Here is a 19,329-nt window from a genome sequence, read left to right as displayed (position 1 = left end):
CCAAAGGAGAGGATGGCGTGGAACAGGAAGGGACGTCCCTCATGGAGCCAACGGGCGCCGCGCCGCTCCGCCCGACGGACTTGCGGGAGATCGGGCCATATCGCCTGCTGGGCAGGCTCGGCGAAGGCGGGATGGGGACCGTCTTCCTCGCACGTGCGCCGACGGGGCGTTTCGTCGCGCTCAAGGTGGTGAAGGCGGAGTTCGCCAACCAGGAGGGGTTCGCGGCCAGGTTCCATGCGGAGGTCGACAACGCTCGCCGCGTGGCGTCGTTCTGCACGGCTCAGGTGCTGGACAACGGCAACACCGGTGACGGGCGGCCGTACATGGTGACCGAGTACATCGCGGGCACCCCGCTGTCCGATCAGATCACAAAATATGGGGCCCTGGATCCGGGACCGCTCCATGGCGTCGCGCTGGGGGTGGCGGCAGCGTTGGCCGCGATCCACGTGGCGGGGCTGGTGCACAGGGATCTCAAGCCCGCCAACGTGATCCTTTCGCTGTCCGGGCCACGGGTGATCGACTTCGGGATCGCCAGGGCGCTCGACAGGGAGACCGGGTTCACCCTTTCCGGCGAGTTGCTGGGCAGCCCGGGGTGGTGGGCGCCCGAGCAGGTACGTGGTGAGATGGTCAGCCCGGCGGCCGACATCTTCGCCTGGGGCTGCCTGGTGGCGTACGCGGGCAACGGGCGGCATCCGTTCGGCCGTGGCGACCCCATCACGATGGCCCACCGCGTGCTGAACGCCCCACCGGAGCTGGGCGCGCTGCCCGCGCCGCTGAATGAGCTGGCGCGGCAGGCCACCTCGATGGATCCCGCGTCGCGTCCGACGGCGCAGGATCTGCTGATCGCGCTGGTGGGAGGCAATACGCCGCCGCCGTCGGTCAATCCGCCGACCTTGGTCGCGACCGAGATGCTCACTGACTGGCAGCCGCCGCAGAACGTGGTGGACAAACCCGACATCACGGCGACGTTCACAACTCCGCCGCCGAGCGACACCATGGGCCGAGCGCCTAGCGGGCCCAGCGCCTCCTCTGGGGCGCCTGGCGGCTCCGGCGCGCCAGCGCCGGGCGGACCCGGTCTGCCTGGCGGCTCTGGTACGGCGCCGCCGGCCCGACCCGGCGCGGTCGCGCCTGGCGGGTCCGGTACGGCGGCGCCTGGCGGACCGGGTGAGGCACGGCCGAATCCGGCGTCGTTCGAAGAGCTGGCGCGCAGGGAGGAGCAGGCGGCCAAGGAGGAGCTGGCCCGCTGGCCCGCCGCGGCCCAGGGTGGAGCGCCTGGTCAGGAGCAGGCTCGGCCCGGCGGGCTGTTCCGGCGAGGCGATCGGCAGAAGGAGCGGCAGGCGCCTCAAGCGGCTCCTGGAGCGCCGGACACCCGAGCGCAACAGCAAATGCGGCAAGCGGCTCCTGGAGCGCCCGACGCCCAGGCGCAACAGCAAATGCGGCAAGCGCCTCCTGTGGCGCCCGAGGCGCAACCGCGGCAAACGGCCGCCGACACCCAGCCGGGCGATCAGGCGAGCCGGATCACCCCGGAGCTGCTCCCGAGCGAGCCCGATACCTTAGGTGGCACCAGAACCCAGGGCACCCGGTGGCTCATCGCCGCCGCGGCGGCCGTGCTGGCCATCGTCGTCACGGTGGCCGTCCTGATCGTCACGTCCGGCCGGAACACGGTGCCCTCCACCGCCGGCAACCAGTCCCAGGCCGCCCCCACGGCCGGCCCGAACGACGTGGGCCGCAGGTTCCCGCTGGGCGCCAACTTCGACGACCCCGTCGCCATCGTGGCGGCCGCCCCGGAGTGCGGGCTGAAGGAGTACGAGGGCAAGACCGCGACCCAGGGTCAGCTCTGCGTGATCCGCTGGACGATGCTCAACCCGGGCGGTGAGCGCAAAGTGCTGATCCAGCCCGTGGTCACCATGGTCGACGACCGCGGCGGCGAGCACGACCCCGCCCCCGTCACGCTGCCCCCGGCCATCCTGCCGGGCGCCCGCGTGGACAGCGCCTTCGTGTTCGACCTGGCCAATTACCGCAAACCGGTGAAGTTGACGGCGACCATGCTCGAGAACGGCAAGCAGATCGAGGTGGCGCTGTGAGGATCCGAGAGGCGCTCATCGCGCTGCTGTCCGCGGCCGGCATGACGGTGGCGCCGGCCACCGCCGCTTCGGCCGTGGTGGCGCCGACCGCGACCGGCACGGCTGCGGTGGCGCCGGCCGCAACGGCCGCGGCCTGCGCGGGAGCAGCCGACTTCGACGGTGACGGCGTGGACGACGTGGTGGTGGGCGACCCGTTCGCGGACGATCAGAAGGGCGCCGTGCACGTGCTGTCCGGCGACAAGGTCGTCCCCGTCTCGGTGCCGGGCCTGGTCAGGGGTGACGCCTTCGGCTGGGTGACGCGCCTGGCGAAGGTCGACGGCGACGCCTGCGCCGACGTGGTGGTCGGCGTCCCGTACGCGGATGTGGACGGCGTCGAGGACGCCGGGGCCGCGTACGTGGTCTACGGCGGCGGCGCCAAGCCTCCGCAGCGCCTGACGGCCGCGCAGCCGCAGCGCTTCGCCCACTTCGGCTGGTCGCTGGCGGCCCGGGGCGACCAGGTGTCCATCGGGGCACCGTACGAGGACGAAGGAAAGCTCCTCGACGTGGGCGCGATCTACGTGCGCAAGGGCACGGGCGAGCTCCGCAGGATCAGCCAGGAGAGCGTCGACGTACGCGGCAACAGCGAGGTGGGCGACCAGTTCGGCTGGTCGATGGCGTTCGGGCCGGGGAACGCGCTGCTCGTCGGTGTCCCGTACGAGAACGACGACGGCGCGGGCCGCCAGATCGAGGCCGGAAAGATCGACTCGGGCTCGGCCGTGTTCATCGACGACGTGTTCGCGGCCCAGATCACGAGCCTGAAGCTGGACTCGCCGACCAAGGCCTCCGGAGACAGGTACGGCTACGCGGTGGCGTACTCGGAGGGATCCGGTTACGCGATCAGCTCCCCCGGACCCGGCTCGGTGCAGCTGCTCGACCCCGCCAGAAAGCCCATCAGGACGGTGACGCAGGGCGGCAGGCAGGCGTTCGGGTTCTCGCTGGCCGCCTCGGCGGACGGCCGGCTGGCCATCGGCGCCCCCTACGGCGGCGGCGTGCGCGTCGTGTCGTGGAAGAGCGCCTCCGAGGACAGGAAGCTGCCGACCGGCGACGGACTGTTCGGCTGGTCGGTGGCCTTCAGCGGCAACAAGCTGTTCGTGGGGCAGCCGGACGCGCAGCCGTACGGGAAGGTCGCGGTGGCCGGGCGGAACGCCGAGAGCCTGCAGCCGCTTCAGCCGCCCAAGGGGGCCGACTTCGGAGTGTCGGTGGCGGGGTAGGCCGGCTCACCAAAGCGTGGTCACCACTCGCCGAAGACCGTGACTCCGTTGCCGCTGATCGCCTCGCACAACCGGTCAGGATGGATCTCTTTGACCTCGGCGAGGCAGCGGAGGGTGAGCGGGATGAGGTAGGGGGCGTTGGGCTTGCCGCGGTGCGGGACCGGCGGCAGGTAGGGGGCGTCGGTCTCGACCAGCATGAGCTCGAGGGGCGCCGCGGCGGCGGCCTCGCGGAGGGAGGCGGCGTTCTTGTAGGTGACCGGCCCGGAGAACGACATGAAATATCCAGCTTCAACGCACTTTTTCGCCATTTCGGCGTCGCCCGAGAAGCTGTGAAACACCACCTTGTCCGGCGCCCCCTCCGCGCCCAGCACCTTCAGCACGTCGTCGTGCGCGTCCCGGTCATGGATGACCAGGGCCTTGCCGGTGCGCTTGGCGATCTCGATGTGCGCGCGGAAACTGGCGTGCTGGTCGTCCTTGCTCGCCCAGTCGCGGTAGTAGTCGAGCCCGGTCTCCCCCACTGCCCGCACCTCCGGCCGCCCCGCCAGTGCCTCGATCTCGGCCAGCACCTCAGCAGTCGCCTCGTGCGCCTCGTTCGGATGGATCGCGACCCCGGCGTACACGCCTTCCTGCGCCGCCGCCGTCTCCGCGTTCCACCGGGAGGATTTCAGGTCGTAGCCGATCGTCACGAGCCTGGTCACGCCGACCGCCCTGGCGTCCTCCAGAATGCTCCGTACGGTGGCCACGGACGCCTGAGCCGCCTGCGCCACCGGGTCGCCGGAGGACGCCTGCCGGTTGCCCACCATGATGTCGAGGTGGCAGTGGCTGTCGAACACGGGCGCGGAAAGCGGCTCCGGCGCGGTGGGAATCTTGCTCACGGGGGTCACTCGGCCAGCCGGGCCAGCTCCTCGTCCACGACCTTCGGGTCGAGCTTCTTGAACAGCGGCACCGGCGGCGCGAGCTGCGTGCCCGGCTTGATCGGCCGGTGCTCCCAGCGGGCCGCGCCGTCGTAGTCACCGGTGATCACCGGGTATGGCTTGCCGCCGTCCTCGTCGACCTCGTGGATCTCCGGCATGCCCGACCAGACGCCCTCGCCGCCCAACATGGCGAAGACCTTGTTGGAGGAGCTGGGCAGGAACGGCGTGAGCATCGTCTTGGCGTCGTCGACCACCTGGAGCGCGACGTGCAGGATCGACTTCTGCCGCTGCGGGTCTTCCTTGAGCTTCCACGGCTCCTGCTCGGCCAGGTATTTGTTGGCCTCGCGGACCACGTCGAACGCCTCGGTGATCGCGTTCTTGAACCTGGACCTGTTGAGCTCCGCGCCCACCGGGCCGAACGCGTTGCGCGAGCGCTCCAGCAGCGCCCGGTCGGCGTCGGTCAGGTCGCCCGCCTCGGGGACGGCGCCGAAGTTCTTCGCCGCCATCGAGATCGACCGGTTGACCAGGTTGCCCCAGGCCGCGACGAGCTCGCCGTTGTTGCGGTTGACGAACTCCTGCCAGGTGAAGTCGGTGTCCTGGTTTTCCGGCCCGGCCACCGAGATGTAGTAGCGCAGCGCGTCGGCGTCGTAGCGCGCGAGGAAGTCGCGGACGTAGATGACGACCTGGCGGGAGGAGGAGAACTTCTTGCCCTCCATCGTCAAGAACTCGCTGGAGACCACCTCGGACGGCAGATTGAGCGCGCCGAGCGAGCCCGGCGAGCCGTCACGGGCGCCCTGCCCGCTGTAGCCGAACAACATCGCCGGCCAGATCTCGGCGTGGAAGACGATGTTGTCCTTGCCCATGAAGTAGTAGCCGCGGGCGTCGGGGTTTTGCCACCACTGGCGCCAGGCGTCCGGGTCGCCGGAGCGCCTGGCCCACTCGATGGAGGCCGACAGGTAGCCGATGACCGCGTCGAACCACACGTAGAGCCGCTTGTTGGGCTGGTCACGCCAGCCGTCGAGCGGGATCGGCACGCCCCAGTCGAGGTCGCGGCTGATCGCCCGCGGCTGCAGGTCGCCGAGCAGGTTGAGGGCGAACTTCAGCACGTTGGGCCGCCACTCGCCCTGCTTGGACTGCAGGTAGGAGCCGAGCACCTCGGCGAAGGCGGGCAGGTCGAGCATGAAGTGCTCGGTCTCGACGAAGACCGGGGTCTCGCCGTTGATGCGGCTCTTGGGGTTGATCAGCTGGATCGGGTCCAGCTGGTTGCCGCAGTTGTCGCACTGGTCGCCGCGCGCGCCGTCGTAGCCGCAGATGGGGCAGGTGCCCTCGATGTAGCGGTCGGGCAGCGTGCGGCCGGTCGAGGGCGAGATCGCGCCCATCGTGGTCTTCGGGAAGATGTAGCCGTTGTCGTAGAGACCCTTGAAGATCTGCTGCGTGACGGCGTAGTGGTTGTTCGTGGTGGTCCTGGTGAACAGGTCGTAGGACAGCCCCAGGCCGGTGAGGTCCTCGGCGATGACGCGGTTGTAGCGGTCGGCCAGCTCCCTGGCGCTGACGCCTTCCTTGTCGGCCTGCACCTGGATGGGCGTGCCGTGCTCGTCGGTGCCGGAGACCATCAGCACCTTGTTGCCCGCCATCCGCTGGTAGCGGCTGAAAACGTCAGACGGCACGCCGAAACCTGACACGTGCCCGATGTGACGAGGGCCGTTCGCATACGGCCAAGCTACGGCGGTCAAAATGTGCTGCGACATGGTCTTAGCCTAAGGGACTCTAACTTCACGATTGTTTACGCGGTGCCGTGGCCTGCTACTCGCCGCACTTCGGCTGCCGGAGCGGCGTGGTAAGCCACGGACTCGGTCCACTGAGCGCGTCGTTGCGGTGGTGCGCCACTGACCGGTCAGAGGCCGTTTCCCTGGACAGACGCGAGCCAGCGGCGGCGACTGGCCGACCACGGCAGCGCGTAAAAGATCCTTATGCTTTTGATTTTGCTCGTGTAAGTGCCTCCGCGGCCTCCTCAGCGGCGGCCGCGGCGCGGTCGATAGGGGTTTCGCGGGACCGCCGGATCCCGAGGATGCTGACGAAGAGCGTGGCGAAGATCGTCTGGAAGCTCATGATCAGCGCCGTCGCCGACGGCACCACCAGACGCAGCGACAAACGCGGGTCCAGCTCGCCGAAGCTGCGCACCTGCCAGTGCACCAGCGACATCACCAGTCCGACCAGGCCGGCCAGCGCCAGCAGCCCGCCGACCACGAGACCCTTTTCCAAGGTAACGATGTCGATGATTTTGCGGATCCGTGGCGACTCCGGCAGGAACCCTTCCTCGGCCGCATAGACCTTCGTGAACAGCGCGAACAACGCCGCCTGGAAGCCGATCACCACCAGCGCCGACGTCCCGACCAGGGTGTCGACGTCGAAGGCGAGCTCACCGATCTCCACCGGGCCGAAGGTCAGCGCGGTCCCCGCCACCAGGCCGATGATCATCATCAGCACGCCGGGGTAGAAGAACAGCCACTTCGGGCTGTAGAGCAGCAGGAAACGCAGGTGGCGCCAGCCGTCGCGCCAGGAGCGCAGGTGCGGCGGGCGGGAGCGGCCGTCGGGCGAGAGGGTCGTGGGAACCTCGCGCACGTCGAGCCCCGACAGCGTGGAGCGGACCACCATCTCGGAGGCGAACTCCATGCCGCCGGTCTGCAGCTGCAGCTTCAGAATCGAGTCGCGCCGGAAGCCGCGCAGGCCGCAGTGGAAGTCGCCGATCGCCGACGGGAAGAACAGCCGGCCGATGAACGACAACACCGGGTTGCCCAGGTAGCGGTGGAGCGGGGGCATGGCCCCGGGCGCGATGCCGCCCTTGAACCGGTTGCCCATGACCAGGTCGGCGCCGTCCCGCAGCTGCTCGACGAACGGCAGCAGCGAAGTGAAATCGTAGGAGTCGTCGGCGTCGCCCATGATGATGAATTTGCCGCGCGCCGCCCTGATGCCGCCCATGAGGGCGTTGCCGTAGCCCTTCTCCTCGACGTGGACCACGCGGGCGCCGGCGTCGCGGGCAAGCTGTTGAGAGCCGTCCGTGCTGCCGTTGTCGGCGATCAGGACCTCGCCCTCGATGCCGTGCTCCTCCATGCACGCCAGCGCCTTGCGCACACAGACTTCCACGGTCTCCGCCTCATTGAGGCAGGGCATGACCACCGTCAGTTCCACGTGTCTACCCTTCAGTTAAGGCTGTTCCAGTGCACCATCATGCCCTGTGCCCGAACCCGCTCGGGTCAAGACCCAAAAACGACTGGCATTCTTTACATCATGGTGAGCGTCGCGGAGATTACCCCTGTGGACCACTCCGCCCCTGGCCGGGCAGCTCGTTGGCTGTCCTTCCTGCGCCGGCATCGGGTGTTCGCCGCGGCCTTCGGCGTGGGCGCCGTGCTGCGGCTCATCACCATGCTCGGATACGGCCCGGCCATGTGGTTCAACGACTCCTACGAGTACGTCTCGGTGGCCCTGCATCCGCGGCCGCACCCGATCAGGCCGGACGGCTACAGCTTCTGGCTGATGATGTTGAAGCCGTTCCACAGCTTCGCGCTGGTGACGTTCACGCAGCACCTGATGGGCCTGGCCACGGCCTGCTTGATCTACGCGCTGCTGCGGATCAAGTTCCGGCTGCCCAAGTGGGGCGCCACGCTGGCGGCGGCCCCGGTGCTGTTCGACGCCTACCAGATCCAGCTGGAGCAGCTGGTGATGTCGGACACCCTGTTCATGCTGCTCGTCGTCGGCGTGATCACGCTGGTGCTGTGGAAGCGGCGGCTGACGTGGAAGGCGGGGGCGGTCGTCGGGTTCCTGCTGGCGCTCACCTGGCTGACGCGCTCGATCGGCCTGCCCGTGCTCGCCCTGGTGGTGCTCTACCTGCTGGTCAAGCGCACGGGCTGGCGGCCGGTCACCGCGCTGATCACGGCCTGCGCGATCCCGGTGATGGCCTACATGGGCTGGTTCGCCACGGAGTACGGCAAGTTCGCGATGACCAACAGCGACGGCCTCATCCTCTACATGCGCACGGCGATCTTCGCCGACTGCGGCAAGATGACCATCGACAAGTACAAAGAGGTCCAGCTGCTGCTGCTGTGCATCAACGAGCCGGTCAACCAGCGCAAGGAATACGCGCAGTGGTACCTCTGGGGCCAGGGCAGCCACAACGGCGAGGCCACCGGCGAGGTGCTGCACCGGTGGGGCGTCAACAAGAAGTGGAGCGAGATCACCAACGACGCGGCGAGCGAGTTCGCCACCCGGGCGATCCTGTCGCAGCCCGGCGACTACCTGAAGGTGGTCGCGCGTGACTTCTTCCGCTCGTTCCACTGGTCCCGGCCGCGCTTCCCGGACGAGAACACGTACAACATGTACGAGTTCAAGCCGTACGTGGCGCTCGACGAGAACGGCTGGCCCAAGCGGCTGCCGAAGTGGTCCTCCTACGGGGGCGGGTTCACCGACACTGACGCTTTCAGCTACGAGCAGGGCCCTCCGGAGACTCGGATCGTGCACCCGTGGGCCGACATCATGAGCGGCTACCAGAAGGTGTTCTACCTGCGCGGCATCATGCTCGGCGGCATCCTGCTGATCGGCCTGTATGGCGTCGTCGTGCGCTGGCGGAAGTTCGGCGGCCCTGTGGTGCTGCCGTGGCTGGGCGCGGTCGGGCTGCTGCTGGCCCCGGCGGCGACGGCCGAGTTCGACTACCGCTACGTGCTTCCGGCCGTCCCCCTGGCCTGCATCGCGGCGGCGATCACGCTGCGCAAGGGGGTCACTTGGGGGCGGCGGTCACCCAAGAGCGCATCAGCATCCGAGCCCACCACTCTGCCTGTGTGATGGTCTCGGCGGTCAACACCGGGTAGAGCCACCAGAAGTTGATCAGCACGATGAGCGCGAACGCGCCGACCACCGCGGCCCCCGCCGCCCGCCGGGCCGGGGGCGCGCTCTCCTTGCCCAGGATCAGCCCCGCCACCAGCACGATAGCCAGCACCATGAACGGCACCACGGGGATCATGTAGAAGAGGTACATCGTGCGGTTGTCGGCGATGGCGTAGTAGAACCACGGCAGCCAGCCGGCCCCGAACGCCAGCAGCACGGCTCCGGCCCGCCAGTCGCGTGAGGACACGTACCAGGCGATGAGGCCGAGCAGGGCGAGCAGGGCGCCGTACCACAGGGCGGGGGTGCCGACGCCGAGCACGGCCTCGGAGCACTTGTCGGCGCCGCAGGCCGACGGCGGCAGGTTCGCCGGGTAGTGGAACGAGACAGGCCGCAACAACAGCGGCCAGGACCACGGCTCCGACATGTAGGAGTGGTAGTCGTCCAGGCCGCTGTGGAAGCCGAGCACCTGGCTCTGGTAGTCCAACCATGACCGCATCGAGTCGATGACGAAGAAGATCGGACTTCGCGCCGAGGTGGCCCGGTCCCAGTTGCGGCCCCAGCCGTCGGCGGTGGCGAACCAGCCCGTCCAGCTCGCCAGGAACACCGCCGCCGGCAGGAGGGCCATCGCGGCCAGCCCGCCGGGCGCGTCGTACGTCAGCGCCCCCCGGTGCGGCCGCCGCAGTCCCAGTGCCCGCCTGGCCCCCATGTCCCACATGAGGCTGAGCGCCGCGAAGGCGATGAGGAAGAAGATCCCCGACCATTTGACCGCGCAGGCCGCGCCCAGGCATGCCCCGGCGGCCAGCCGCCACGGCCGAGCCCCGAGGCGCGGGCCGAGCTCGGTGATGGGCGCGCTCTCGTACCAGTCCACCAGCCGCCGCCGCGCCCAGTCCCGGTCGGCCACCAGGCACGCGAACCCGGCCAGCACCCAGAACATCAGGAAGATGTCCAGCAGCGCCGTCCGCGACAACACGAAGTGCAGGCCGTCCAGCGCCAGCAGCAGCCCGGCCAGGCAGCCCAGCAGCGTCGAGCGGGTCATCCTGCGCGCCACCCTGGCCAGGACGAGGATGGACAGCGTGCCCACGAGGGCTGCGGCGAAGCGCCAGCCGAACGGGTTCATGCCGAACAACCACTCGCCGACGCCGATCATCCACTTGCCCAGCGGCGGGTGCGCCACAAACGAGGCGCAGTCGGCCGGCTCTGGGCACTGCTTGAAGATGTCCAGGTTGCCGGCGATCAGGCGCCGGTCGGCGATGGGATCCTTGGCGTCACCCAGGGTGGCCCGCTCGACGCCGTACCTGAGCAGTGAGTACGCGTCCTTGATGTAGTAGGTCTCGTCGAAGACCACGGCCTTGGGCTCGCCGAGCCTGACGAAGCGCAGGATCCCGCCGAACAACGCGACCACGAGCGGCCCCACCCAGCCCAGCAACGCGGACCCCTGAAAGGGCGGGACGAGCCGCTGTGGCGAAACCCCCCTGTTCCTCACGATGCGCACTATAGGCGTTTGTGAACCAGGTCATACAGCTCTCGCTTGGGGATCCCGGCCTCTTTGGCCACGTCGGCGATGGCCAGCTTGCGGTGCGCGCCCTCGGCCACCCTGCGGTCCACCTCCGCGACCAGCGCGTCCGGGTCCGGCTCGCCCGCCACGGGCACGTGGCCGGCCACCACGATCGTGATCTCGCCCTTGACGCCCCCGGCCGCCCACTCGGCCAGCTCGCCGAGCCCGCCCCGGCGGACCTCCTCGTACGTCTTGGTCAGCTCGCGGCACACGGCGGCCTCGCGGTCCGCCCCGAATGCCTCGGCCATGGCCGCGAGCGAGTCCGCCAGCCGGTGCGGGGCCTCGAAGAAGACCATCGTCCGCTCCTCGCCGGCCAGTGCGGCCAGGCGGCGGGCCCGGTCGCCGGCCTTGCGCGGCGGGAAGCCCTCGAAGCAGAACCGGTCGCTGGCCAGCCCTGACACAGCCAGTGCGGTGGTGACGGCGCTCGGCCCCGGCAGCGCGGTGACCGTGATGCCCGCCTCGACCGCGAGGCGGGTCAGCCGGTAGCCGGGGTCCGAGACGCCCGGCATGCCCGCGTCCGTGATGATCACAACCGTGCGGCCCTGCTCGAGCACCTCCAGGAGCTCCTGGGCCCGGGCGGCCTCGTTCTGGTCGTAATAGGACACCACCCGGCCCTCGATCTCGACGCCCAGCTCGGCCGCGAGCCTGCGCAGCCGCCTGGTGTCCTCGGCGGCCACGACGTCGGCGCTCCCGAGCACCTCGCGCAACCGCGGAGAGACGTCACCCGCCTGGCCTATGGGGGCCCCTGCCAGCACCAACCTGCCGTCTCCTGCCACCTGCCCATTGTGGCAGGGCATCCCCATTAGACCGTGTTTCGACTTACCTATCGGCTTGAGCCCCGTACGATGTCCGAATGGCGGTGACCGATTCCCCGTACCAGGCCTACGAGACATCGGAGGCCGGCGAGAGCCTGCCACCGACTCGCTCCGTGCGCGATCGGGTCATACCTCCGATGCGCGGCAGCGTGCTGTGGGGGTGGATCGGGCCGCTGCTGGTCACCGCCTTCGGCGGGATCCTGCGTTTCATGAACCTCGGCCATCCGAAGGCCGTGGTGTTCGACGAGACCTACTACATGAAAGACGCGTTCTCGCTGATCACGTGGGGTGTGGAGCGGGTCTCGATCAAGGACGCGGACAAGGCGATCCTGGCCGGCAACACCAACATCTGGCAGTCGTGCACCCAGGAGACGCTCGACAAGTGCGCCTCCTACGTGGTGCACCCGCCGCTCGGCAAGTGGATGATCGGCGTCGGCGAGTGGTTGTTCGGGCTCAACCCGATCGGCTGGCGGGTCAGCGCGGCGGTGATCGGCACGCTGTCCATCCTCATCCTGGCCAGGGTGGCGCGCAGGATGACCCGCTCGACGCTGCTGGGCTGCTTCGCCGGGCTGCTGCTGGCGCTGGACGGCCTGCACTTCGTGTTGTCGCGGACGGCGCTGCTGGACATCTTCCTGATGTTCTGGGTGCTGGCCGCGTTCGCGTGCCTCGTGGTGGACCGGGACCAGGCGCGGGAGCGGCTGGTCACCTGGTATGAGAACTCGCCTGTCTCGCCGCAGGGGCCGTGGCTGGGGGCCAGGCCGTGGCGCCTGGCCGCCGGTGTGTGCCTGGCCTTCGCGATGTCGGTCAAGTGGTCGGGGCTGGCGTTCGCGGTGGCGTTCACGATCATGTCGCTGCTGTGGGACTTCGGGGCACGGCGGGCCGTGGGGTTGCGGCGTCCGTACGCGGGCGCGTTCAACAAGGACGTGCCGCAGGGGGTCCTGGCGTTCGGAATCGTGCCGTTCGTGGCGTACATGGCCACCTGGACCGGCTGGTTCGCGACGGACACCGGCTATGGGCGCAACTGGGAGCGGGCCACCACGGCGGACAATCCGTTGTTCTTCCTCTTCGACTCGATGCGGTCGTGGATCCAATACCAGTGGCAGGTCTTCTCCTTCCACAGCGACCTGGAGACCACGCATCCGTACATGTCCGAGCCGTGGCAGTGGCCGCTGCTGCTGCGCCCGGTCGCCTTCTACTACGAGGGCAAGCAGAACGCCTGCGGCGTCAAGGACTGCTCGGAGGCGGTGCTGGGCGTCGGCACGCCGGTGATCTGGTTCGGCGCGGTGGCGGCGCTGGTGGCGTTGATCGCCTGGTATGTCTCCTCGCGGGACTGGCGGGCCGGGGCCGTATTGCTGGCCTACGCCATGGGCTGGCTGCCGTGGTTCTACTTCGCCCTCGCCGACAACCGCACGATGTTCCTGTTCTACGCCATCCCGATGGTGCCGTTCATGGTGCTGGCCATCACGTTGTGCGCCGGGCTGCTGATAGGACCGTCCACGCGGACGGCCGAAGGTGTCGTGACGGCGCGGCGTACGTGGGGGGCGGCCATCGTGGGCGCCTACGCCCTGCTAGCCTTGATCAACTTCTGGTGGCTGCATCCGATCCTGACCGCTGAGCTGATCCCGTACGCCGAATGGAAGGCCCGCATGTTGTTCGAAAAACGATGGATCTGATCCGGTTACCGCCTGTCGTATAGTGCTTTCTTAGGGTAGTCACTGTGCAAGACCCAATACGGACCGGATTCGGTCATCGTCAGGCCAGGGGTCGATACGGCAAACTTCCAGGCATGAGTGCACCGGATGTCACCGCCCTTCTCGCCGAGTTGGAGCGCTCTCACCCGGAGCTGGCCGAGGACGCCAGGACCGCCGTCGGCTGGCTGACGGGTGGGGAACCGCTGGAGACGGTGACCCAGCTCGATGTCTGCGAGTTCCTCTGGTACACGTTGCCGCTGAAGGTGGGCGGCGACCACGAGCGACTGGCACGCTCGCTCGGGCGGCTGCTCCAGCTGGGTGGGATGGAGCGTTACGCGGCCTTGTGCGTGTCCCCGACGACCCTGCAGATCCTGCGCACCTACGCCCGCGAGGGCGAGGACGCGGGCACGAGCGCCTACCAGCAGGCGCTAGAGGCCACGGGCGTGCTGCCGCCCGACGTGCCGGAGCTCCAGTGGAGCATGATCATGGGGCCGGAGGAGCTGGGCGCGCACGTCGCCTGCGCCGCGGCCCTGGAGCTGGCCATCGTCTCCGGCGAGACGGTGGACCGGTCCGCGCTGACCCGCCGCTGGCTCACCGAGCCGCGCACCGAGCTGGGCGGGGACAGCTGGCTCAACCGGGTGCACGGCGAGCGCCTCAACCGCTGGGTGCTGGGCCGCGGCCCGGCCAGGCGGGAGCTGGCTCAGCCGTTCGAGGTGCGCCTGCACGCGCCCGTGAGCCCGCAGCCCCTGCCCGCCCTGCACGGGCTGCTGTCCCTGGCGGCCAGGGAGGGCACGCTGCCGCTGCGGCTGGCGCCGTCTCCGGAGGCGCTCAGGCTGCGCGAGCTGGCCGAGCGGGAGCTGGGCGCCATCAGCCGGGACGGCACGAGGCTGGTCATCACCGACTATGGCCAGCGGCTGCTGACCTCGCCTGAGGCCATGTGGTCGGCGGTCACCAAGCTGCTGCTGGCCAAGGGCGAGCACGAGTTCGAGGTGTCGGCCAGGGAGGCCGCGCTCATGCTACTCGCCGACGGCACGCTGATGTCGCCGGCCAAGCTGCACGAGCGGGTCGCGGAGGTGGTCGGCGGCGAGGGCTGGCATCCGGCCAGGGGGCTGCGGGAGGTCGCCGCGCCGGTGGCGGACCTGGTCTCCCAGCTGACCGCGCTGGGGCTGGCGTTCAGCGACGAGCTGGTGGTGCGGATGGACCGGCCGGGGCAACTCGCCGCCCTGGCGGCCCTGCGCGCCCATGCCCTGCGCCCGCGCAAGTACGTCAGCTCGGGGCGGCGCACGAGCTCTGGCTGATCAATCACCCTTCTGAAACTGGCTGTTTCGAAATCAACGTCTCATAACTCAGGTTCTGAGACTGCGGTAGATCGTCGCTCTGGAGACCCCGAAGGCGGCGGCGATCTCCTCGACGGCCTGACCGGAGTCGTACATGCGGCGCGCTTGGGCGGTCTGCTCCTCGCTCAGCGCGGCAGGGCGCCCGCCGCCCCGTCCGCGCGGGCGCCCACGTGTAGGCAGGCCGGCCACCCGTCCGTCCGCATCCTGTGCAGGAGGGGCGCCGAGCAGTGCCCTGGCGCCGTCGAGGATGAGGTGCCTGAGCCGGTCTGCGGGCACGTCGCGGAAGAGCACGACGGGATCGGCCAGGCCCGCGACCACCTGCGAGGCGCGCACGCGCTGCCCGAGGTCGCCGCCCGGCCCGGAGACGAGGTCGTTGGCCAGCGCGATCGCGGCCCGGAACCGCCCCTCCAGCGGCGCCTCGACCAGCAGCGACATGTCCCTGACCAGCATGCTCAACGTCTCGCGGTGACGCAGGTGCACATCGACGTAGCCCTCGATCGCCCGCCACCGCACTGTTTCGGGGTCGCCGTGCGACTCCGCCTCGCCGAGCACCTCCTCGAGTTCGTCGAGCAGGGGCAGGGTGAGGCGGTGCAGGATCTCGTCCTTGGCGGCGAAGTGGTAGTAGAGAGCGGCCTTGGTGATGCCCACCCGCTCGGCGATGGCCTGCATGGACGTCGCGCGGTAGCCACGGGCGGCGAACTGCGCGCGGGCGGCTGCGAGGATCCGCCGCGGGGTGGTCTCGGCGGCGTCTGGGGCGCTCATGGAACTCCTGTGGGCCTGGTTCGCCGCGGAGATCGTACTTACCACGGGTCCAATCTGCGGCTATGACGCTTACCGCTTGGTAAGTCTACGGCTGTTGGGCATGATCAGCATGTCCGGGCACAGGCGGGCGGACGACAGCCACCCGCGGAATGTAATCCCGATCACTGACCACCCCTGTCACGCTGGCCCGCGCTGTCCCGTCCTGAGCTCGTGAACATCCTCCCGACCAAGGCAAGGGATCACCATGGTTCGACGTGACAACGCAGCCCTATCGGTGCGCAGGCGGCGCTGGCCTCGCTGGTTGGCGGCTGTGATGGCGCTGCTGGTGGCCGGGATGCTGTTCGGCGCGTACGGCTGGCAGCCGGCCGAGGACGGCCGAGCTTTCCGCTCGCCGTACCTGGCCCAGGTCGGCTCGCGCTACGCCGACACCCCGATCGCCCGCTTCCACTACGTCCAGGCCGGATCCGGTACGCCGGTGATCCTGCTCTCCCCCGGCGGCACCTCGGTCATCGGCTGGAAGGATCAACTCGACGCGCTGGCCCGCGACCACACCGTGTACGTGGTCGACCTGCCCGGCCAGGGCTACACCCAGCTGAAGGACCCCGGCTTCGCCTTCGACCTGGACGCCATGGTCTCCGCCGTCGGAGCGTTCCTGGACGGCCTCGGCGTACGGCAGGCCGCCCTGGCGGGCAACTCCTGGAGCGGCGGCTGGGCCCTGGCCTTCGCCCAGCGCCACCCCGACCGCGTCACCAAGCTCGCCCTGCTGGACGCCACCGGCCTGGACCTGCCCGGCACCCTGATGTGGGAATCCCTCAAGATCCCCGTCATCGGCGAACTCGCCGTCAAGCTGTCCACCGGCAAATCCACCGTCCACAGCCTGGCCGAGGGCATGATGGTCAACAAACAGCGCCTCACCGAGCAACTGCTGAACGAGTGGTGGGCGCCAATGACCTTCCACGACAACATCCGCGCCACCTACCTGCTGGAACGCCGCCTGAACTGGGCACAGACCGAACACGCCCTGCCCGCCACCAAGACCCCGACCCTGGTGCTGTGGGGCAGCCAGGACACCATCCAGCCCGTCGAACGCGCCCACCGCTTCGCCCAACTGCTCCCCAACGAGCAGCTCGTGATCCTGGACGGCTGCGGCCACGCCCCGCAACTGGACTGCCCAGAACCGGTCAACCGCCACCTCCAAACCTTCTTCGCCGACCCTCAGCGGTAGGGCGGCCGCGCTCATGTTGCTCGCCGACGGCACGCTGATGTCGGCTCTGGCTGATCATCCTTCTGGAACCCTTCGTATCGCCTGCTTGAACTCGGGGCATTCGACCAGCGGGTCGTGCTCGCAGACCGCCGCGTGGCGCAGGCTGTCACGCAGCCTGGTCAGCTGCGCGACCCGCGCGTCCACCTCGCGTTCCTTGGCCGCCAGGTGCTCACGCAGCCGTGTGTCCGACGGGCCGGCCCGCAGGAACGCGGCGATCTCGGAGAGCCTGAAGCCGGCGTCGCGGGCGCATGTGATCAGCGCCAGGCGCTCCAGCGTCTCCGGCCGGTACGCGCGCCGCAGCCCATTGCGCCCATCGGCCTCGATGAGGCCCTTGCGCTCGTAGAACCGCAACGCGGAGGCGGCCAGCCCGCTGCGCCTGGCCACCTCGCCGATGTCGAGCAACGTGTCCATCTGGCTCCTTGACTTGAACCGCGCTTCAAGTCGCAGTCTAGCCACATGCGAATTCACCATTTGAATCTCGGCTCCATGCGCGAGATCCACGCGCTCGACGGCGGCCCGGCCGCGCGGGCCGTATGCCACGCCCTGCTCATCGAGACCCCGGCCTCCGGGCTGGTGCTGGTGGAGGCCGGGCTCGGCACCGATGACGTGACCCGTCCGGGTGAGCTGCTTGAACACGAATGGACGGAGCTCGTCGAGCCGGTCCTGTCGCCTGCCGAAACCGCCGTGCGGCAGGTCGCCGAGCTCGGCCACGACCCCGCCGACGTGCGCCACATCGTGCTCACCCACCTGGACGTGGACCACAGCGGCGGCCTGCCGGACTTCCCCGGCGCCCAGGTGCACGTCATGGAGGCGGAGCTGAAGACCGCGCTCACGCAGGCGCCGAGCCGTCGCTATCGGCCCGGCCACTGGGCGCACGGGCCGCGCTGGGTCACCTATCCCGGCACCGGCACACAGTGGCTGGGCGTGGAGGGGGTGCGGCCGCTCGTGGGCCTGCCGGAGGAGTTCCTGCTCGTGCCGCTCGAAGGGCACACGGAAGGGCACGCCGGAGTGGCCGTCCACGACGGTGACCGGTGGCTGCTGCACGCCGGCGACGCGTACTTCCACCACGGCGAAATCTCCAAAGATCCGCAGTCCCATCCGCTGATGGACATCGTGCAGCTCGACTCGCAGGTCGACGCCGAGCGCCGGGTGTCCAGCCAGGAGCGCCTGCGCGCACTCGCCCACGACCACGGGGTCGCCGTCTTCTGCGCACACGACCCCTGGGAGCTGTCCGATTACCACGAGTAGTTACCATGCCGTCATGGAGCTCTTCCCCGCCATGCCGCTCGCGGAGTGGGCCGAGGTCAAGGACACCTTTCACCGGTTCGCGCAGATCGTCGGCAAGATCCGGCTGGCGTCGAGCAATCGACGTAACCACTGGTGGCAGGTGCCGTTCCATCCGACCGGGCGCGGGCTGACGACGCGGCCGATGGGTGGGCTGGGCGAGCAGCCGCTGTTCAGCATCGACTTCGACCTCGTACGGCACCGCCTGGTGGTGGACGTGCTCGACGGCCGCAGCGCGGAGTTCAGCCTGATCGGGCAGTCGGTGGCGTCGTTCTACCAGCGGTTGTTCGACACGCTGGCGGGGGTGGCGCAGCTGCTCGACCGATTCGCAGCGGACTTCTCCGGCAAGACCAGTCCCGTGCACCACTTCTGGCACACGTTCGACATCGCGGTGACGCGGTTCACCGGACGTGCCGTGCGGGTGTCGCCGGAGGTCGATCCGGTGAGCCGGGAGGCGTACAGCTGTGAGGTGATCAGCTCGGGGTTCTGGTTCGGGGACAGGGAGCGGCCGTGGCCGGCGTTCTACTCCTACACCGCGCCGGAACCCGAGGGTCTGGAACGGGAGCCGCTGCGGCCGGAGCAGGCCGAGTGGATCGCCTCGCACGGCAGCCACCTGGCCGTGCTGCGGTACGACGACGTCCGAGCCATGGGGGATCCGGTCACCGGCGTGCTGGAGTTCCTGGACAGCGCCTACCAGGCGGGGGCCCGGCTGACCGGCCTCGACGTGGAGGCGTTGGCCTGCCCCGGAGGCGTGACGGACCCGCACCACGCCAAGGCGTGAACGCACGAGAGCGCCCGCCCTCCGGAGAGGGCGGGCGCTCAACGAGTGCGTACCGGTGTGCAGGTCGCCTCTCGGCGAAAGGCACAACGCGGCTCCAGCCGAACGGTAGTCCGCGAAGGCAATAGGTGAGGCCCGGGGACACTGGACACACCGGCCACGATCTATGTAACCACACCCCGCGGCGGAACATTCCCCGCCCCGCCGCACAATTTTCCGGGGCTTACTCCGTCACGTGGTCTGCCGCGAGCTGGTCGAGCGTGTAGCCCTCGAGCAGCTGATCCACCATGCCGATCCAGGTTGGGCACTCCCGGGCAGGGTGCTCGGCCGGGCACTCGATGGAGTGCCGCAACACCCACTGCGCCGCCTTGGCCCGGTGGATGAGCTCCTCCAGCACGTCGATCTGCTCGGCCGCGGCCTTCCGCCACTCCTCCCCCGGCGCGTGCAGCACGGCCCCGGCGGTGTCCAGCGAGATGCCGAGCTGCTGCATCGTCCGCAGAAAGGCCAGAAACCGCAGCTCTTGCCTCCCGTACATGCGGCGGCCCCCGGTGCGGGTGACGGGGGTGACCAGGCCGCGTTCCTCGTAGTAACGCAGCGCGGAGGCATTCATGCCGACGAGGCGGGCAGCCTCCCCAATGGGAATGAGGTCCATGTCACCATTTGACCTCAAGCCGACTTGAACCGCTTACCCCTCTCCCGAGATGCGTGAGCAGGCGG

General features: G+C 69.4%; 16 protein-coding genes. 8 read left to right on the top strand and 8 right to left on the bottom strand.

Annotated elements, in window-relative coordinates:
- Nucleotides 1-17 precede the first annotated feature (17 nt).
- On the top strand, nt 18-2,084 hold the full coding sequence (locus tag OHA25_RS17860) for a serine/threonine-protein kinase (RefSeq protein WP_327588700.1): 2,067 nt from the start codon (nt 18-20) through the stop codon (nt 2,082-2,084).
- On the top strand, nt 2,081-3,334 hold the full coding sequence (locus OHA25_RS17855; protein WP_327588699.1) for a hypothetical protein: 1,254 nt from the start codon (nt 2,081-2,083) through the stop codon (nt 3,332-3,334). Before OHA25_RS17860 ends, OHA25_RS17855 begins: the two co-directional genes overlap by 4 nt.
- A gap of 20 nt (nt 3,335-3,354) precedes the next feature.
- Here the strand turns inward: OHA25_RS17855 and OHA25_RS17850 are convergent, their stop codons facing one another.
- From OHA25_RS17850 to OHA25_RS17840, 3 genes are all read right to left on the bottom strand, one after another.
- Entirely contained in the window at nt 3,355-4,209 is an 855-nt protein-coding gene (locus tag OHA25_RS17850; protein WP_327588698.1) for a TatD family hydrolase, read from the bottom strand.
- Nucleotides 4,210-4,214: 5 nt separating this feature from the next.
- The gene (metG, locus tag OHA25_RS17845) at nt 4,215-5,996 is read right to left on the bottom strand and encodes a methionine--tRNA ligase (protein ID WP_327588697.1); all 1,782 of its coding nucleotides are present in this window, start codon (nt 5,994-5,996) and stop codon (nt 4,215-4,217) included.
- Nucleotides 5,997-6,216: 220 nt separating this feature from the next.
- On the bottom strand, nt 6,217-7,437 hold the full coding sequence (locus tag OHA25_RS17840; protein ID WP_327588696.1) for a glycosyltransferase family 2 protein: 1,221 nt from the start codon (nt 7,435-7,437) through the stop codon (nt 6,217-6,219).
- A gap of 99 nt (nt 7,438-7,536) precedes the next feature.
- Here OHA25_RS17840 and OHA25_RS17835 point away from each other — a divergent pair, with 99 nt between their 5' ends.
- Nucleotides 7,537-9,084 (top strand): hypothetical protein, encoded by a 1,548-nt coding sequence (locus tag OHA25_RS17835; protein WP_327588695.1) that lies wholly within the window; start codon nt 7,537-7,539, stop codon nt 9,082-9,084.
- Here OHA25_RS17835 and OHA25_RS17830 read toward each other — a convergent pair.
- Nucleotides 9,020-10,609 (bottom strand): dolichyl-phosphate-mannose--protein mannosyltransferase, encoded by a 1,590-nt coding sequence (locus OHA25_RS17830; RefSeq protein ID WP_327588694.1) that lies wholly within the window; start codon nt 10,607-10,609, stop codon nt 9,020-9,022. The two genes, OHA25_RS17835 and OHA25_RS17830, sit on opposite strands and share 65 nt — an antisense overlap.
- Nucleotides 10,610-10,617: 8 nt before the next feature.
- Nucleotides 10,618-11,457 (bottom strand): 16S rRNA (cytidine(1402)-2'-O)-methyltransferase, encoded by an 840-nt coding sequence (gene rsmI, locus OHA25_RS17825; RefSeq protein ID WP_442942120.1) that lies wholly within the window; start codon nt 11,455-11,457, stop codon nt 10,618-10,620.
- A 77-nt stretch (nt 11,458-11,534) separates the two neighbouring features.
- Here rsmI and OHA25_RS17820 point away from each other — a divergent pair, with 77 nt between their 5' ends.
- A complete protein-coding gene (locus tag OHA25_RS17820; protein ID WP_305921101.1) occupies nt 11,535-13,169 on the top strand; it encodes a dolichyl-phosphate-mannose--protein mannosyltransferase in 1,635 nt (544 codons plus the stop codon).
- Between the two features lie 113 nt (nt 13,170-13,282).
- Nucleotides 13,283-14,485, top strand: coding sequence for a hypothetical protein (locus OHA25_RS17815; RefSeq protein ID WP_327588692.1), 1,203 nt, complete (start codon nt 13,283-13,285; stop codon nt 14,483-14,485).
- Nucleotides 14,486-14,533: 48 nt separating this feature from the next.
- Here the strand turns inward: OHA25_RS17815 and OHA25_RS17810 are convergent, their stop codons facing one another.
- Nucleotides 14,534-15,286: a TetR family transcriptional regulator gene (locus OHA25_RS17810; protein ID WP_327588691.1), complete on the bottom strand. Its 753-nt coding sequence runs from the start codon at nt 15,284-15,286 to the stop codon at nt 14,534-14,536.
- Between the two features lie 244 nt (nt 15,287-15,530).
- On the opposite strand from OHA25_RS17810, the gene OHA25_RS17805 reads away from it, so the two are divergent.
- Nucleotides 15,531-16,511 carry an alpha/beta fold hydrolase gene (locus tag OHA25_RS17805; protein WP_327588690.1) on the top strand — a complete coding sequence of 327 codons (981 nt, stop codon included), beginning with the start codon at nt 15,531-15,533 and terminating at the stop codon, nt 16,509-16,511.
- Between the two features lie 54 nt (nt 16,512-16,565).
- On the opposite strand, the gene OHA25_RS17800 is transcribed toward OHA25_RS17805, so the two are convergent.
- On the bottom strand, nt 16,566-16,961 hold the full coding sequence (locus OHA25_RS17800) for a MerR family transcriptional regulator (RefSeq protein WP_327588689.1): 396 nt from the start codon (nt 16,959-16,961) through the stop codon (nt 16,566-16,568).
- A 45-nt stretch (nt 16,962-17,006) separates the two neighbouring features.
- Here OHA25_RS17800 and OHA25_RS17795 point away from each other — a divergent pair, with 45 nt between their 5' ends.
- Both OHA25_RS17795 and OHA25_RS17790 read left to right on the top strand, forming a co-directional pair.
- Nucleotides 17,007-17,798 carry an MBL fold metallo-hydrolase gene (locus tag OHA25_RS17795; RefSeq protein ID WP_327588688.1) on the top strand — a complete coding sequence of 264 codons (792 nt, stop codon included), beginning with the start codon at nt 17,007-17,009 and terminating at the stop codon, nt 17,796-17,798.
- Between the two features lie 13 nt (nt 17,799-17,811).
- Complete coding sequence (locus tag OHA25_RS17790) at nt 17,812-18,615, top strand: DUF5996 family protein (RefSeq protein ID WP_327588687.1); 804 nt, start codon at nt 17,812-17,814, stop codon at nt 18,613-18,615.
- A 220-nt stretch (nt 18,616-18,835) separates the two neighbouring features.
- Here the strand turns inward: OHA25_RS17790 and OHA25_RS17785 are convergent, their stop codons facing one another.
- Nucleotides 18,836-19,264: a MerR family transcriptional regulator gene (locus OHA25_RS17785; RefSeq protein WP_327588686.1), complete on the bottom strand. Its 429-nt coding sequence runs from the start codon at nt 19,262-19,264 to the stop codon at nt 18,836-18,838.
- Between the last annotated feature and the right edge of the window lie 65 nt (nt 19,265-19,329).

The sequence above is a fragment of the Nonomuraea sp. NBC_00507 genome, assembly GCF_036013525.1.
Lineage (GTDB): Bacteria > Actinomycetota > Actinomycetes > Streptosporangiales > Streptosporangiaceae > Nonomuraea.
Note: the sequence above shows the minus strand (reverse complement) of the source record. Positions and strands in the feature narration are given on the sequence as shown.